The organism is Trinickia sp. EG282A, assembly GCF_040965455.1.
GTDB classification, from domain to species: Bacteria; Pseudomonadota; Gammaproteobacteria; order Burkholderiales; family Burkholderiaceae; genus Trinickia; species Trinickia symbiotica.
Genome location: NZ_JBFRCC010000034.1, coordinates 1 through 465, shown reverse-complemented (window position 1 = coordinate 465; position 465 = coordinate 1). Strand labels below are relative to the sequence as shown.

Below are 465 nucleotides of genomic sequence, written 5' to 3'. Positions count from 1 at the left end.
ACGTACCAGGGCATCAGCCTGTGGGGGCATCGTCCCGAAAACCTGAGCCTGGGAGTCAGACTGGGGCGCTTGCGCCGTGGTCTTGCATCGTTGATGCACCCTGAGTTCACTGTACAAGGAGAGCAGTCGTGAGCGTAGTGCATCTGGACGATGCCTGCGATGTCGCGATCGTGGGACTGGGCCCCACTGGCCTCGTGTTGGCGCATATGCTCGGACGGGCCGGCCATCGTGTCGTCGTCCTGGAGCGCGAGCCGGTCTTTTACGGCAATGCCCGCGCGGTGTACACCGACGACGAATGCATGCGCATTTTCCAGTACCTCGACGTCGCAGACGAGGTGCAGTCGCAAATGATGATGGAGACACCGGTGCAACTGGTGCGTCCGGACGGCACGCCGATCACGCAGTACATGCCGCGCAAACGGCCGTTCGGCTGGCCAGTCATCAACTTCTTTTACCAGCCGTATC

1 protein-coding gene is annotated in these 465 nt (G+C 61.5%); it reads left to right on the top strand.

What is annotated here, in order from left to right:
- Positions 1-128: 128 nt before the first annotated feature.
- The coding region (locus AB4Y31_RS31780) for an FAD-dependent monooxygenase (RefSeq protein WP_368677423.1) at positions 129-465 on the top strand (337 nt) is incomplete at its 3' end.